Source organism: Streptomyces sp. NPDC047880 (assembly GCF_040706515.1).
Lineage (GTDB): Bacteria > Actinomycetota > Actinomycetes > Streptomycetales > Streptomycetaceae > Streptomyces.
The window spans coordinates 65,226-79,172 of record NZ_JBEZOK010000018.1 but is presented as its reverse complement, the minus strand read 5'-3'; the positions used below and the strand labels follow the sequence as shown (position 1 = coordinate 79,172).

General features: G+C 69.4%; 10 protein-coding genes. 7 read left to right on the top strand and 3 right to left on the bottom strand.

Annotation, left to right across the window (positions count from 1 at the left end; genetic code table 11):
• The first annotated feature begins 58 nt into the window (after positions 1–58).
• From AB0937_RS25255 to AB0937_RS25240, 4 genes are all read left to right on the top strand, one after another.
• Entirely contained in the window at positions 59–850 is a 792-nt protein-coding gene (locus tag AB0937_RS25255; RefSeq protein ID WP_010033972.1) for an ATP-binding cassette domain-containing protein, read from the top strand.
• Positions 847–2,139, top strand: coding sequence for a sugar ABC transporter permease (locus AB0937_RS25250; RefSeq protein ID WP_366714456.1), 1,293 nt, complete (start codon positions 847–849; stop codon positions 2,137–2,139). The genes AB0937_RS25255 and AB0937_RS25250 overlap by 4 nt, the downstream gene beginning before the upstream one ends.
• A 182-nt stretch (positions 2,140–2,321) precedes the next feature.
• Positions 2,322–4,244, top strand: a complete 1,923-nt coding sequence (gene dxs / locus AB0937_RS25245; protein ID WP_366714455.1) for a 1-deoxy-D-xylulose-5-phosphate synthase — start codon at positions 2,322–2,324, stop codon at positions 4,242–4,244.
• A gap of 162 nt (positions 4,245–4,406) precedes the next feature.
• Positions 4,407–5,921, top strand: a complete 1,515-nt coding sequence (locus AB0937_RS25240; protein ID WP_366714454.1) for an amino acid permease — start codon at positions 4,407–4,409, stop codon at positions 5,919–5,921.
• Positions 5,922–6,095: 174 nt separating this feature from the next.
• Here the strand turns inward: AB0937_RS25240 and AB0937_RS25235 are convergent, their stop codons facing one another.
• The gene (locus AB0937_RS25235) at positions 6,096–6,467 is read right to left on the bottom strand and encodes an NTP pyrophosphohydrolase (protein ID WP_366714453.1); all 372 of its coding nucleotides are present in this window, start codon (positions 6,465–6,467) and stop codon (positions 6,096–6,098) included.
• An 83-nt stretch (positions 6,468–6,550) separates the two neighbouring features.
• Here AB0937_RS25235 and AB0937_RS25230 point away from each other — a divergent pair, with 83 nt between their 5' ends.
• From AB0937_RS25230 to AB0937_RS25220, 3 genes are all read left to right on the top strand, one after another.
• Positions 6,551–7,570 (top strand): hypothetical protein, encoded by a 1,020-nt coding sequence (locus tag AB0937_RS25230; protein ID WP_366714452.1) that lies wholly within the window; start codon positions 6,551–6,553, stop codon positions 7,568–7,570.
• Between the two features lie 229 nt (positions 7,571–7,799).
• Positions 7,800–9,071, top strand: coding sequence for a nucleotide sugar dehydrogenase (locus tag AB0937_RS25225; protein ID WP_366714451.1), 1,272 nt, complete (start codon positions 7,800–7,802; stop codon positions 9,069–9,071).
• Complete coding sequence (locus tag AB0937_RS25220; RefSeq protein ID WP_366714450.1) at positions 9,068–10,837, top strand: glycosyltransferase; 1,770 nt, start codon at positions 9,068–9,070, stop codon at positions 10,835–10,837. Before AB0937_RS25225 ends, AB0937_RS25220 begins: the two co-directional genes overlap by 4 nt.
• Before the next feature lie 84 nt (positions 10,838–10,921).
• Here AB0937_RS25220 and AB0937_RS25215 read toward each other — a convergent pair whose 3' ends face one another.
• Positions 10,922–12,409, bottom strand: a complete 1,488-nt coding sequence (locus AB0937_RS25215; protein ID WP_366714449.1) for a polysaccharide deacetylase family protein — start codon at positions 12,407–12,409, stop codon at positions 10,922–10,924.
• Positions 12,406–13,854, bottom strand: coding sequence for a cellulose binding domain-containing protein (locus tag AB0937_RS25210; protein ID WP_366714448.1), 1,449 nt, complete (start codon positions 13,852–13,854; stop codon positions 12,406–12,408). The genes AB0937_RS25215 and AB0937_RS25210 overlap by 4 nt, the downstream gene beginning before the upstream one ends.
• Between the last annotated feature and the right edge of the window lie 93 nt (positions 13,855–13,947).

The window sequence follows — 13,947 nt, the reverse complement described above, 5'->3', positions numbered from 1 at the left end:
AGTGATCACTCCTCCCACACTTCTGCACAACCTCCCGCCGGGTCAGGCGGCGAAGGAGATGGTTCACGTGTCCGCTACGCCCGTGCTGGCGTTGCGCGGGGTCTCCAAGCGGTTCGGTGCCGTTCAGGCGCTCACCGACGTAGAGCTTGAGGTCCACGCCGGTGAGGTGGTCGCCCTGGTCGGCGACAACGGCGCCGGAAAGTCCACGCTGGTCAAGACGATCGCCGGCGTGCACCCCATCGATGAGGGCGTCATCGAATGGGACGGCAGGTCCGTCCAGATCAACAAGCCGCACGACGCCCAGAACCTGGGGATCGCGACCGTCTACCAGGACCTCGCGCTCTGCGACAACATCGACGTCGTCGGCAACCTCTACCTGGGCCGGGAGATCCGCAAGCGCGGCGTCCTGGACGAGGTGGAGATGGAGCGCCGCTCCCGCGAGCTGCTCGACACGCTGTCGATCCGCATCCCCAGCGTGCGCATCCCGATCGCCTCGCTCTCTGGCGGCCAGCGCCAGACCGTGGCCATCGCCCGTTCCATGCTCGGCGAGCCCAAGCTGGTCATCCTCGACGAGCCCACCGCCGCCCTCGGCGTCGAGCAGACCGCGCAGGTCCTCGACCTGGTCGAGCGGCTGCGCGAGCGCGGCCACGCCGTGATCCTCATCAGCCACAACATGGCCGATGTGAAGGCCGTCGCGGACAAGGTCGCCGTGCTGCGCCTCGGCCGCAACAACGGCGTCTTCGAGGTCAAGTCGACCTCGCAGGAAGAGATCATCTCCGCCATCACCGGCGCCACCGACAACGCCGTGACCCGCCGTGCGGCGCGCACGAACGGGGAGGTTTCCAAGTGAGCATCGACAAGACCTCCACGGCTCCCGACGACCACGTCGTGGAGAACCCCGAGGCGGCCAAGGCCGCCGTCACGGTGGTCGACCCCCGGCTGCTGGTGCGCGAGCAGGGCCTCAAGGGCTACGTCAGCGAGTTCAAGCGGAAGATGAAGTCCGGTGATCTGGGCTCCATCCCGGTCGTCATCGGCCTGGCGATCATCTGGCTCATCTTCACCAGCCTGAACTCGAACTTCCTCACCGCGGGCAACCTGTCCGACATGTCCGTCGCCATGGTCGGCACGGGCATGATCGCCGTCGGCATCGTGTTCGTGCTGCTGCTCGGCGAGATCGACCTGTCGGTCGGCTCGGTGTCCGGTGTCGCCGGCGCCAGCTTCGCGGTGCTGAACGTCACCAACGGCATGAACGAGTGGCTCGCCTTCGTGCTGGCGATCCTCACCGGCACCGTCGCCGGTGTGCTGCACGGCTTCTTCTTCGCGAAGATCGGCGTCCCCGCGTTCGCCGTCACCCTGGCCGGTCTGCTGTTCTGGAACGGCTTCATGCTCCAGATCCTCGGCGACAACGGCACCATCAACCTCGACCCGGACGGGGTCGTGGCCCAGCTGACCAGCTACTACTTCTCCGACGTGGCCGCCGCGTACGCGCTGGCCGCGGTGGTGACCGCCGGGTTCTTCCTCAGCTCCTTCCTCGGCAACCGGCGCCGCGAGGCCGCCGGCGTGCCGTCCCGGCCGCTGAGCGAGACCATCGTGCGGACCGTGCTGCTGGCGGCGCTCTCCTTCACCGTCGCCATCGTCTTCAACCAGTACAAGGGCCTGCCGCTCGCCGTGGTGATCTTCATCGCGGTGCTGCTGGTCACGGACTTCGTGCTGCGTCGCACGTCGTACGGCCGGAAGGTGTTCGCGCTCGGCGGCAGCGTCGAGGCGTCCCGCCGCGCCGGCATCAACGTGGAGATGGTCCGGATCTCGGTGTTCGCGATCTCCGGTACCTTCGCCGCGGTCGGCGGTCTGTTCATCGCCTCCAAGATCGCGGCGGCCAACCAGGGTGCCGGTGGCGGTGACCTGCTGATGAACGCGATCGCCGCGGCGGTCATCGGCGGCACGTCGCTGTTCGGCGGCCGCGGACGCACCTGGAACGCCCTGCTGGGTGTCCTGGTGATCGTGTCCATCCAGTACGGCCTCGCCCTGGAGGGCATCGCCTCCCCGGTGCAGTACATGATCACCGGTGGTGTGCTGCTGGCCACGGTCGTGATCGACGCCGTCACCCGGAAGACGCAGAAGACCGCAGGGCGCGCGTAGCGCTGAGTAGCACCCGCTGTGCCCGGTACCTGTGGGGTACCGGGCACAGCTGTGTCGTAGCGGTGGCGCACCATGGGTAGAGCCGAACGCGTGACGTACGACGCACAGCCTCGGCGCCGCCCGCAAAGGCGGAACATTAGACTCGACAAGCCCGGCAACAGCTCTACTGCAAGGAGGCACGGGTGCCGCTGCTGACCCGTATCAGGGGACCGCGCGATCTGGACCGGCTCAACCAGGAGGAGCTGAACCAGCTGGCGGAGGAGATCCGGAGCTTCCTCGTCGAAGCGGTCTCCAAGACCGGCGGTCACCTCGGCCCCAACCTCGGCGTGGTGGAGCTCACCATCGCCCTGCACCGGGTCTTCGACTCGCCCAGGGACAAGGTGCTCTGGGACACCGGCCACCAGTCCTACGTCCACAAGCTGCTCACCGGCCGCCAGGACTTCTCGAAGCTGAAGATGAAGGGCGGCCTGTCCGGCTACCCCTCGCAGGCCGAGTCCGAGCACGACGTCATCGAGAACTCGCACGCCTCGACCGTCCTCGGGTGGGCCGACGGCATCGCCAAGGCCAACCAGATCATGGAGCGCGACGACCACGTCGTGGCCGTGATCGGTGACGGCGCGCTGACCGGCGGCATGGCCTGGGAGGCGCTGAACAACATCGCCGACGCCAAGGACCGCCCCCTCGTCATCGTCGTCAACGACAACGAGCGGTCCTACGCCCCGACCATCGGCGGCCTCGCCAACCACCTGGCGACCCTGCGGACCACGGACGGCTACGAGCGCTTCCTGGCCCGCACCAAGGAGGTCCTGGAGCGCACCCCCGTCGTCGGGCAGGCGCTCTACGACACCCTGCACGGCGCGAAGAAGGGCCTGAAGGACTTCATCGCCCCGCAGGGCATGTTCGAGGACCTCGGCCTGAAGTACGTCGGCCCGATCGACGGGCACGACCTGGAGGCGCTGGAGTCCGCCCTGGCGAAGGCCAAGCGGTTCGGCGGGCCGGTCATCGTGCACTGCCTCACCGAGAAGGGCCGCGGCTACCAGCCGGCTCTCCAGGACGAGGCGGACCGCTTCCACGCCGTCGGCAAGATCCACCCCGACACGGGCCTGCCGATCGCCAGCTCCGGCGCCGACTGGACGTCCGTCTTCGGCGAGGAGATGGTCAAGCTCGGCGAGGAGCGCGAGGACATCGTCGCCATCACGGCCGCCATGCTCCAGCCGGTGGGCCTGGACAAGTTCGCCAAGCGCTTCCCCAAGCGGGTCTACGACGTCGGCATCGCCGAGCAGCACGGCGCCGTCTCCGCGGCCGGCCTGGCCACGGGTGGCGTGCACCCGGTGTTCGCCGTGTACGCGACCTTCCTCAACCGCGCCTTCGACCAGGTGCTGATGGACGTGGCCCTGCACAAGTGCGGCGTGACCTTCGTCCTCGACCGGGCCGGTGTCACCGGCACCGACGGCGCCTCCCACAACGGCATGTGGGACATGTCGATCCTCCAGGTCGTCCCCGGGCTGCGGCTGGCCGCGCCGCGCGACGCCGACCAGGTCCGTGCCCAGCTGCGCGAGGCCGTCGCCGTCGACGACGCACCGACCGTGGTCCGTTTCTCCAAGGGCGCCGTCGGCCCCGCCGTGCCCGCCGTGCGACGCGTCGGCGGCATGGACGTCCTGCGCGAGCCCGGCACCGACCGGCCGGACGTGCTGCTGGTCTCCGTCGGCGCCCTCGCGCCGATGTGCCTGGAGATCGCCGCCCTGCTCGACAAGCAGGGCATCTCCACGACCGTCGTCGACCCGCGCTGGGTCAAGCCCGTCGACGAGGCCATGGCGCCGCTCGCCGAGCAGCACCGCGTGGTCGTCACCGTCGAGGACAACAGCCGGGTCGGCGGAGTCGGCTCGGCGATCGCGCAGGCGCTGCGCGATGCGGGCGTCGACGTGCCGCTGCGCGACTTCGGCATCCCGCCGCGCTTCCTCGACCACGCCTCGCGTGCGGAGGTCCTGGCCGAGATCGGTCTCACCGCGCCGGACATCGCCCGGCAGGTGACCGGGCTGGTCGCCAAGCTGGACGGCCGCTACGAGCGCAGTGCGGCGGATGCCGTGGACGCCGCGCGCGACTGAAGCGACTGGCCGCCGACACGGCCGAACGGGTTGGAGATGGGCCGGTTTCGCCACCATGAGGGTGGTGGAACCGGCCCATTGGCGTGAATTCGCCCGTGCCGGGGCATACGCATGGTGCCACCTCTCGATCATGTCGAGGACGACAAGCGTGGGAGGTACCCCGTGAGCAGTACCCTCTTCCGGACGAAGAAGGTCGAGCAGTCCATCCTCGATACCGAGGAACCAGAGCATGCGCTCAAGAAGTCCTTGTCCGCGCTGGATCTGACCGTCTTCGGCGTCGGTGTGATCATCGGTACCGGCATCTTCGTTCTCACCGGCACAGTCGCCAAGAACAACGCCGGGCCGGCCACGGCTCTGGCGTTCGTGGCGGCCGGCGTCGCCTGTGCCCTGGCCGCCCTCTGTTACGCCGAGTTCGCGTCCACGGTCCCGGTCGCCGGGTCCGCCTACACGTTCTCGTACGCCTCCCTCGGTGAACTGCCCGCCTGGATCATCGGCTGGGACCTGGTCCTGGAGTTCGCTCTCGGAACGGCGGTGGTGGCCGTCGGCTGGTCCGGCTACATCCAATCGCTCATGGACAACGCGGGCTGGACCATGCCGGCGGCCCTCGGCAGCCGCGAGGGCGCCGACGTCTTCGGCTTCGACATCCTCGCCGCCGCGCTCGTCCTCGTCCTCACCGGCATCCTCGTGGTCGGCATGAAGCTGTCCGCGCGGATCACGTCGATCGTCGTCGCCATCAAGGTGACGGTCGTCCTCGTCGTGATCATCGCGGGCGCGTTCCTCATCAAGGGCGACAACTACGACCCGTTCATTCCCAAGGAGCAGCCCGTGGAGGCCGGGGCGAGTCTCGACTCCCCTCTGATCCAGCTCATGTTCGGCTGGGCACCCTCCAACTTCGGCGTGATGGGCATCTTCACCGCCGCCTCGGTCGTGTTCTTCGCCTTCATCGGCTTCGACGTCGTGGCCACGGCCGCGGAGGAGACCAAGAACCCGCAGCGCGACATGCCGCGCGGCATCCTCGGCTCCCTCGTCATCTGCACGACGCTGTACGTCCTCGTGTCGATCGTCGTCACCGGCATGCAGCACTACAGCGAGCTGTCCGTCGACGCCCCGCTCGCCGATGCCTTCAAGGCCACCGGGCACCCGTGGTACGCGGGCTTCATCAGCTTCGGCGCCGCGGTCGGCCTGACGACGGTGTGCATGATCCTGCTGCTGGGGCAGACCCGGGTGTTCTTCGCGATGAGCCGGGACGGCCTGCTGCCGCGGTTCTTCTCGCGGGTCCACCCGCGGTTCAAGACGCCGCACCGGCCGACGATCCTGCTCGGCGTGATCATCGCCGTGCTCGCCGGGTTCACGCCGCTGACGGAGCTCGCCGCGCTGGTCAACATCGGCACGCTGTTCGCCTTCGTGGTCGTCGCGATCGGCGTGATCATCCTCCGCAGGACCCGGCCCGACCTGCCCAGGGCGTTCCGCACCCCGTGGGTGCCGGTCATCCCGATCCTGTCGGTGTGCGCCTCACTGTGGCTGATGATCAACCTGCCGGCCGAGACGTGGGTCCGCTTCGCCATCTGGATGGCCGTCGGCTTCCTCGTCTACTTCCTGTACGGCCGCAGCCACAGCCGCCTGTCCCGCGGCGAGGCGGGCGAGCAACAGCCGACCGCGGGCGGCGGCACGCCGTAAGCGGCGGTGGAGGTGCGGGCGCGCTCTGCCCCCGCTGCGCGCACGCGTGCCGCCTGGGGCGGCACGGGTCGGCGATGGGGTCCCCCTTGCTCGGGCGAACCCGAGAGCTTGGGGGGAGGCACCCGTTCGGCCGGGCTGCGGGCCCACTCGGCCCCAGCCCCGTACGGCCCGCACCTACGGACGTACGGTCCGCGGCCCCGCCACGTCCGCCCCCAGCTCCCCGACCCTCCTCCGCAGCTCCCGGTCCGCCGTGATCACCAGGACGGGGCGCTCACCGGCCGAGGCCACGACTTCGACGATGTGGTCGTCTCCGCTGCCCGGGGCGGACGACACCCGTACCCCGGGCACGGACTCCACCCCGCCTGCCGCCCCCTCCACGACCAGGACGATCTCCACCGGGCCTGCGACGGCCGCAACGCCGTCCGAGGCCAACCGGTCCCGCAGCCGTTCCGCCGCACCCCGGCGGTCCCGCCACCAGCCGTCCGGCACCGAACCGACGACGTTCGCGGCGTCGACCACGACGAGGAGAGGCGATGGCTCGTTCATGTGGCCAGGGTCGCACGGGAGATGGGCCGGGGGCGGGGGGAGGGCGGGCGCGCCGGGCCCGGGCGGCCGCATAAAGTGAACACGTGAACGGCGACTGGCTCATCCGCGGCCGCGACGGCCGCCTCACCGTCTATCTGCCCTCCGGCGACGCCGTCCTGTGCCGGGCGGAACGCGGCCCCGGCGGCCCCTGGGAAGACGATCCGCGAACCGTCGGCGGCGCCCAGAAGCTGCACCCGGGGGCGGCGGTCGGACAAGGCGCCGACGGCTACGCGCATCTGGCGGCCTGGCGGCCCACCGCCCCGGGCGAGTCCGGGCTCGTGCACTCCACGCACTTCCGTCCCCACCTCGCAGCCCTGGACTGGACTCCCATCGGCCACCCGGACAAGAAGGGCGACCGTACGGGACCACCCGCCGTGACCGTGGACGGGGCGGGGCGGGGTTATGTGTTCGTCCGCAACGGGAGCGGCGGAGTCAGCCTGCGCAACCAGAAGGTGAAGGGCGGCTGGGGAGGCTGGCTGGATCTCGAAGGACGCGACGTCGAGGGGGAGTTGGCCCCCGTCACGGGCGAGTCGGGGCTGGTCGAGCTGTACGCCTCCGTACCCGGCGGGATCCTGCACTGGCGGCAGGAGGCGGACGGCAGGAAGCCCGTGCGGACCGAGGGCGTCGACGCCTCCGTCCGGGCGGGCACCCTGCGCGCGCTCGCCACGTCCGCCGAGCACACCACCCTGTTCTTCACCGACGGCTCGGGCGACCTGTGCGCCTGGCGCCCCGGTGAGAAGCCGGTGACACTCCTCGCCTGCGCGGGACCGGGCCCCGTGTCCGCCGTGCGGTGCGAGATCGAGGGGCACGACTGCACGGTCCTCGCGCAGCGGTCGGCGAGCGGCCGGATCGCGTTCGCCGCGTACCCGACCGAGCAGGAGTCGGCCGGTGCCTGGTGGACCGAGTCCGGGCCCCGGCTGCCCGCCGACGCCCTGCCGTCGGTGGCGTTGGACGAGCACGACGAGGTCGTCGCCGCCTCTCTCTCGCCGTCGACCGGGACCGTGCTGCTCACTCGCCGCAAGGACGAGCCGGGGCTCGCGCTGGAGGCCTGGCGGGAGATCTGACCGCCTCCAAGAAGCGGAACTGATCCCTTCATCTTGAGGCTCTTGACGCACCAGACACATGAGATGTGTCAAGGGTTGTACAGATGTGTGCGTGACAAGGCGCACCTAGGGTGAACATGGTCAAAAAGTGAAGGTCTTGTTAACCTCCTCGGACTTGTTCGATTTGCTCGGGGGGCCGGTTGCTACTGCGTCTGGCCGACGCCGTGGCAACGGGGTTGGGGATGAATTCGTGAGCAGATCCTCCACGGTGGATCTTGTCGTTGTCGGACTCGGTTACGTGGGGCTGCCGTTGGCCAGGTCCGCCGCCGCCGCGGGCCTGAAGGTGGTCGGTCTCGACCGCAGCCGACGGGTGGTCGAGGGACTGAACGCCGGCCGTTCGCATGTCGACGACATCTCCGACGCCGAAGTGCGCGCCATGCGCGAGCGGGGCTTCGAGGCCGTCGACCGGGCCGACGTGATCGCCGACGCCGCCGCGGTCGTGGTGTGTGTCCCCACGCCGCTCACCGACCACGGCGCCCCGGACCTCGGTGCCGTGCACGCCGCCGTGGACGACATCGCCGCCCACCTCACCGCCGGCACGCTCGTGGTCCTGGAGTCCACGACGTACCCGGGCACGACCGACGAGGTCGTCCGGCCGCGTCTGGAGGCCGGGGGCCTGCGCGTCGGCATCGACTTCCACCTCGCCTTCTCGCCCGAGCGCATCGACCCGGGCAACCCCTCCTTCGGCCTGGAGAACACCCCCAAGGTCGTCGGCGGCATCACGGCCGACTGCACCAAGGCCGCCCGCGCCCTCTACGAGCGGTTCGTGAACCGGGTCGTCGAGGCCAAGGGCACCCGCGAGGCCGAGATGGCCAAGCTGCTGGAGAACACGTACCGGCATGTCAACATCGCGCTCGTCAACGAGATGTCGATGTTCTGCCGCGAGATCGGCGTCGACCTGTGGGACGCCATCCGGTGTGCTTCCACCAAGCCGTTCGGGTTCGCGCCGTTCCACCCGGGCCCCGGCGTCGGCGGGCACTGCATTCCGATCGACCCCAACTACCTGTCGTACAAGGTGCGTTCGCTGGGCATCCCGTTCCGGTTCGTGGAGCTGGCGCAGGAGATCAACCAGCGCATGCCCGTGCACGTGGTGAACCGCGCCGCCGACCTGCTCAACGACCAGGGCAAGGCCGTGCGCGGCTCCCGGGTCCTGCTGCTCGGCGTGACCTACAAGCCGGACATCTCCGACCAGCGGGAGAGCCCGGCCCTGGCCGTCGCGGAGAACCTCCTCGCGCGCGGTGCCGAGCTCGTCTACTTCGACCCGCGGGTCGAGGACTGGCGCGTCGCCGGTGCGCCCGTCGAGCGGGCCGAGGACTACCTCGCCGCCGCCGAGGCCGCCGACCTGACGATCCTGCTCCAGCCGCACCGCGAGATAGACCTCGACGAGCTGGCTGACCGCGCCCGGGCGCTCTTCGACACCCGGGGCAAATCCGCCGACCACCCGCGGGTGGTCAAGCTGTGACTGCCGACGATACGTACATACCGGGAGCCGTCGACTCCGGTGGCCGTCGGGCCCACCGCAAGCGGCGGCACCTGAAGGTCTCGTACTTCGTCTTCCTGGGCCTGGCCGCGCTGATCGCCACCCGGCTCGACGCCGGCTCCCTGCACCTGTACTCCATGGGCGCCATGGGCCTGCTGGCCCTGAAGATGTTCGGCGCCCTCTTCTACCGCCCCGCCAAGGCCGGGCGCGAAGAGCTGGAGTACCTGGAGAACGCCTGGGTCACCGCGGTCATCCCGATCTACAACGAGGACCCGGTGATGTTCGAACAGGGCATGCGCAGCCTCCTCGCGCAGAGCCGCCTGCCGAACGAGATCCACATCATCGACGACGCCAGTGCCAACGACTCCGGCATCAGGGCCGCGAAGAAGATGCGCCGGGAGTTCGAGGCCAAGGGCGTCAAGTACACCGTCAGCGTCCAGCCCGAGAACAAGGGCAAGCGCGAGGCACTGGCACTCGGCTTCGAGGCCGCCCCGTACTCCGACATCTTCCTGTGCGTCGACTCGGACACCGTGCTGTCCCGGGACACCGTGCGCGAGCTGCTGCTGCCGCTGGCCGACGAGAAGATCATGGCCTCCACCGGCATGGTGCTGGCGCTCAACCACGACAGCAACATCTTCACCCGCCTCCAGGACCTGCGCTACGGCAACTCGTTCCTGTTCGAGCGGGCCGCCTACTCGCGGCTGAAGTCGGTCCTGTGCTGCTGCGGCGCGCTCTCCGCGTACCGCGGCACGCTGGTGCGCAAGTACCTGCCGGACTTCCTCAACCAGCAGTTCCTGGGCAAGCCGGCCGTCTTCGGTGACGACCGCCGCATGACCAACTACTGCCTGATGGAGGGCCAGGTCGTCTTCCAGGAGACCGCCGTCGGCTACACGGCCGTCCCCGAGAAGCTGCCGCACTTCCTGCGCCAGCAGGTGCGCTGGAACAAGTCCTTCTTCCGCGAGTCGCTGTGGGCGTTCCGGCACCAGAAGAAGTACCGGCCGGCCTTCTGGCTGACCTGCATGGAACTCGCCCTGTGGCTGGTCTTCGGCTCGGCGATGTTCTACTCGATGGTCATCCTGCCCATCATGAAGCCCGCCCAGTTCGTCAACCACATCGGCGACTACCTGGTCTTCATGGTGCTGATGGGCTATCTGCGCAACGTGCGCTACCTCGACTTCCCGCGGCGCGGGATGGGCTTCATCAAGCGGTTCGGCATGTTCCTGCTCGCGCCGATCTACGGCGTGATCCAGCTGACGCTGCTGACCCCGCTGCGCTTCTACGCCCTGTTCACCCTCCACAAGGGCAGTTGGGGCACCCGCCAGGGCGGCGTCGAGGTGTCCGTGGCCGGGGACCACGAGAGCGACGTGACGGAGATCTTCGAGGAAGAGGACCCGTACTCCGACAAGAAGGTCACCGAGACGCTCCAGCTGATGCGTCTGGAGGGTGTGGCGCTGCGCACCCGGCCCCGCCCGGCGGGCGGCATCCCCTCCCAGCCGCAGCCGATCCCCGGCTACCACGAGGAGCACCACGCGGGTGTCCCGCAGCAGCGCGTGAGCTGGGGGGCGCCGGAGCCGGCCGGTCAGCAGCAGTGGCAGGGCGGACACCCCGGTCACCAGGACCCGTACCAGCAGCAGTACCCCGGCCAGGGCTACGGGCAGGGCGGCTATCCGCACCAGGACCCGTCGTGGCAGCAGGGCCAGGGCCAGGGCCAGGGCCAGGGCCAGGGTTACGGGCAGGGCGGCTGGTAGAGCCGCAGGAGAACGAAGAGAGGGGCGGCCGGGGGGCCGCCCCTCTCTTGTGCGTCCGGGCGCTGGGTGTGCGAGCCTCGGGCCTCAGGTGTAGGAGGCCATCGCTTCCTCGACCGTGAGCACCGGGATGTCCCGGTCGTCGATCGCCTTCATCAGCGTCTCCAGGCCCGCCTTGCCGATCTCGGTGCTCGTCGCGGGAGCACCGTCGACGACCTTGTGCAGGCACAGGATCAGCCAGTCGCCGCTGTTGACGCACCGGTCGAGCCGGCCGCCCGCGCCCGTGAGCTTCGACAGGGCCGTACCGCCGATCCCCGTGCCGTCGTTGATGCCCGTCAGCGCCTTCAGGCGGTACGGCATCGCCGGGGCGAACGACTCGATCGTCTCGGAGATGATCGACCGGGCCGTGGTGAAGTGCCGGCTCGCGATCTGGTCGACCGGGACCCCGTCGGACGTCTTCTGGAACGCGCCGTGCGGATAGGCGAAGTGCTCGCTGGTGAAGCCGTTGGACACCAGCCACTCGCGCAGCTTGCGGAAGTCGTCGTCGGCCTGCTCGGCGGTGAGCTTGGGGTAGCTGGCCGTGTGGACGGCGTTCGCGTACGAGTGGCCGCCCATCTCCCAGCCGGAGAAGTCCTGCATGGACCGCATCTGGTTCAGCGTCAGGAAGCTGCCGGTGCCGATGGCGTCGGCGATGTTGTAGACCGTGCCGGGGAAGCCGAAGCGGTCCATGACCGGCCGGGCCAGGTCGTGGACCGACTTGTGGGAGTCGTCGAAGGTGATGGAGACGACACCCTTGGGGAAGACCGAGACGGTGTCCGGTATCAGCTCGACCGCCTGGAGCCGGTAGGTCACCGGACCGCCCGCGTCGTCGTACACGGCGAACGACATGTCGGTGAAGCCGGTCTTCGTGGACGGCTTGCCGTCGGCGCCGATGGAGTACGTCCCGGCCGCCGCGCCCACGTCCGCCCACTGGAGGTGGACGGTCACCCACTCCCCGGACTGGACGTAGTTGGCCGAGGTCTTGGAATGCACGTGGTGGGTCCAGGCGAAGTGGTTCGCCAGGGAGCCACTGCCCAGGTAGAAGACGAGCTTGGCCAGGTTCGTCACGTCCTCGACGCGGAAGACCAGCCGGATCATCTTGCCCGTCAGGCTCATCGCCGGCAGGCCCGTCTTGCGGACGTAGCTCTGCTTGCCGTTGCCGCCCGTGGTCACCCGGACCGACTGGGTGCCGCGCACGAAGACGGACTTGTCGTTCGCCTCGGCCGACGCGGTGCCCGCCCCTCCGGGCGTCCAGCCGTGGCCGGACTGGAACTGCTGGGACCAGGTGGCCCGGCGGTACTTGGGGCGGCGCCCCGAGGGGGCGTAAAGGGGAGGCATGGTGAGGCCACCGATGCCTCCCGCGGCGGCCGGGGCGGCGGCGGGCTGCGCCACCACCTTGCCCAGCCATGCGCCGCCGCCGGCCATGGCGACGCCTCCCGTACCGCCCATCAACAGGGCGGAGCGCCTGCTGACCACCGGCTTGTCCTCCGTCGCCTCCGCCGCGTGCCTGTGGGCGCCGGACCGCCTTTTCCTCACCGGGACTCCCGAACCGTGTCGAAGTAGTTCATGCCCTCGTCGGTGAAGCCGTCGACAGCGGACTGCACTTGCTTCGCCGACAGGGTCTCGTTCGCGTTGTAGTAGAGCCAGTCCACTTTCATGTCCCAGGCGCGCTCACCCTTGAACGGCAGGTCGATGAACCAGTGGTTGAAGTTGACGGACATGTCCGCGCGCGGGGCGTACTTGCCGTTGCTGAGAAAGAGCTTCTTGCCGTCGAGCCAGTAGGCGACGACGCCGTCCTTCACCCGGATCAGCACGGTGTGCCAGGTGTCGAGGCTCTTGTTGGTGGTCCGGTAGACCCGGTCGTTCGCCTTGTGGTCGTACCAGGTCACGGTGTCGAGCTTGGGACCGGGACGGCCCCAGCCGCCGTTCGGCATGTACTCGTTGTCCAGCTCGCTGTACTTCGAGCCCGTGCCGCCGATGGTGTAGAAGGTCTGGTTGACGTGGTCGCCGCTGTCCCCGGCGGCCGGTTCGTCACTGAAGTGGATGCGGGCCGCGTAGGTGCCGTCGCGGAACTTGCTCGCGGCCGTGCCGAGGCTCGCCTGCTTCGTGCCGGCCTTGGTGCCGTCCGTGCTCGCCCGCAGGTTGAGCACCTGGCCGTCGGCGTGGGAGCCCTCGGCGGTGGGGAAACTGACGCCGCTCGCGGACCAGGTGTTCTCGACGCCCGGGCCGCCCTTGCTGGTGCGGACCAGCCAGCCGTGCTTGAACAGGGCCGGGTCCTTGGGGCCCTGGTAGGTGAAGTCGTCGAACAGCACCCCGGCGGGCTGGGCGGGCAGCGGCTCGGGCGCGGTCTTCGCCGCTGTCTTCTTCTCGTCGCTCGCCTCGGTGCCGTCCGGCTCCTCGCCCCAGACGAGGACGCCCCGCTTGTAGGCGGTGACCTTCTCCGCCGCCTTGTAACTGGTCATCTCCGCGTCGAAGGAGCGGTCGTCGGACTGCTTCAGCTCCTTGTGGTCGGTGCGGAACAGCTGGAGGTCGATGCCCTTGCTGTTGGCGCCGGGCTTCAGGCTGCCCGCGGCGGCCGTGAACCGGACCTCCAGATAGTGGTCGGCGGTGTCGGTGGCCTTGTCCATGGCGACGATCCGCCCGGCCACGTTCGAGCAGCCGAAGACGACGTTGACACAGTTGAAGGCGTACGAGGAGGCGCCCGCCGCGCCGTCGGCCGTGAACCAGTACCGGAGCGTCACATCGCTCAACGGCACTGACTTGTCCGTGTCGTTGAAGATTTCAAACGACGGCTTGGCCGCCGTGGCCGTCGCCGGGGTGTCGGTCCGGTAGCGGACCTTCAGCTCGGGCGGATCCGGGTTCGCCGCCTTCCACACGGGATACAGCGCCGTGCCGCCTGCGGCGACCACCGCCACGAGGAGCAGGAGCCTGATCTTGGGCCAGACCCGGCGTCGGGGTGTTCGGCGACGAGGGGACGCCACGCAGGACTCCTTCGAGGACACCCGGCGGTCCGGTGTGGAGACCGTCAGAGTCAGGTAAACAATGGTCGGATTGTGTGAGGATCCTATCTGTGG

Bases quoted from the DNA above. Each gene is read 5' to 3' on its own strand.
- AB0937_RS25255 (WP_010033972.1), top strand. From the start codon at position 59: ATGGTTCACGTGTCCGCTACGCCCGTGCTGGCGTTGCGCGGGGTCTCC.
- AB0937_RS25235 (WP_366714453.1), bottom strand. From the start codon at position 6,467: ATGAACGAGCCATCGCCTCTCCTCGTCGTGGTCGACGCCGCGAACGTC.